The organism is Microseira wollei NIES-4236, assembly GCF_020521235.1.
Classification (GTDB): domain Bacteria; phylum Cyanobacteriota; class Cyanobacteriia; order Cyanobacteriales; family Aerosakkonemataceae; genus Microseira; species Microseira wollei.
This window is the reverse complement of record NZ_BLAY01000422.1, coordinates 1-1,579: the sequence shown is the minus strand read 5'-3', so window position 1 is coordinate 1,579 and position 1,579 is coordinate 1. Positions and strand designations below refer to the sequence as shown.

The 1,579-nt window shown below is 42.1% G+C and carries 1 protein-coding gene; it reads right to left on the bottom strand.

The window, feature by feature from the left end; translation table 11 throughout:
* Positions 1–15: 15 nt before the first annotated feature.
* Entirely contained in the window at positions 16–1,335 is a 1,320-nt protein-coding gene (locus MiSe_RS48955) for an RNA-guided endonuclease InsQ/TnpB family protein (protein ID WP_226594778.1), read from the bottom strand.
* Between the last annotated feature and the right edge of the window lie 244 nt (positions 1,336–1,579).

The window sequence follows — 1,579 nt, the reverse complement described above, 5'->3', positions numbered from 1 at the left end:
TTGACACTCTCAGCTCTAAAGAGACTGAGATTCTGCGGACAGAGAAGGCATCGGATTTAACCAAAGTCTAACTCTCGCTGCGGTCGTCAAGCACCGCCTACCCAGTAAGCCTAAGTCTAAGCCTAGATTTCTGGCTACTTTACGCAAAATATTTGCAGACGCATTCAGATCGGCGTTAACAATTGAACCATTGGAAGAGCGATACAAGCCACGATATATACGCTTGCCGGATGCTTTCCACCCATCTGGCTTTTCACCATATTTGGGCAGGGAGTCGCCATCAAGAAAGCTGGCCTGAGAAGTATAAGCTTCTTCAGTCTCTACAAATCTAATATCGTGCAAACTGCAAAGTTGCTTCAGTCTTTCTTTGAGCTTGCCCAAAGGCATTTGAACAAATTTCTGATTTTCGATTCGACCAAGATTAGCACTATCCTTAAAGCCTTCATTCCAGCCAACAACTAAAGTACCGATCTGGTATTTTAAGCAATGTCGAATAACAATCTTAGCCGCCTTATTGATCCCGTCACGCATTTGATGGTGCGAAGAGCGGGTAACTCTATCCAACCATTTATCCCAGTATCCCTCCGACTTGCCTTCTTTGCGGGTTGATACCTTTTTATTCCACAATTGATTCATCGCCTTCATAGCGCGAGCATCTATCAGAAATGAATTACCTAGATTATCGACGCAGGCAGCGAGATTATCGGCGGTTCCTAAATCAATTGACAAAGCACGACGAATATCCAGGTCGTGCTTTTGTTTTTTTATTTCGTAGGACATCTCAAGATAAAAGCCACCATTCTTAGGTAGGATAGTGAATTCTTTAACCGTTGATAATTCAATATTAGAAGGCATGGGTAGGTAAAATTCTGATACCCCAAACCACCTTCTCACAGTTAATCCCAGAGAAAACTTCAAGCTACCATCAATAAGAACTGGCTTTTGACCGCCAGAATTAGGATAGGTGACTTTGAACAGTTTTGAGCCTTTGAGATAGTTGGGTGGGCGTGGCTTAAAGTGCAATTCGCCCTTAAAATACAAATCCCTCAACCCCTTAAAAGATTTGAATGCTTCTGCAACTGACATCAACGTCTGTTGCATGGGAGTTGAGGGTATGGATTGAGCAACCATCGACTTTGATACTGATGGTTCGTAAATTAAATCAAATTTTCCATACAGGATTTTTCCGGTTTTAAATAACATCTGTCTGGCGAAGTACAAGCCGTTGTTATATAGCTTTCCCGACTGTTGGCATAAATATTCAAGTATCGCCTTGGTTTCTTTGTCGGGATGGAGCAATATTTGCTGCACTCCTGCGTTCTTAACTTTAGCCATTGGTGTTACTTTGGCGTTAGTTTATTGGTTTAATAATAATTGATTGCTGCGGTTGTGTCAATTGGCTGAATTGGATAAAATGTTGCAAAAAGTTACCGTTTTTGTAAAGTTAACAGTTTTTGCTGCGCTGAAAATTATCATCCAACAAATTCTGAAATACCACGGCGGTTAAAACCGCTCGTGTCGCTTTTCCTCCCAGGTCTGAAGACGCTGGGTTTCCAAGCTCCCGGAAGTTTCTGATGAG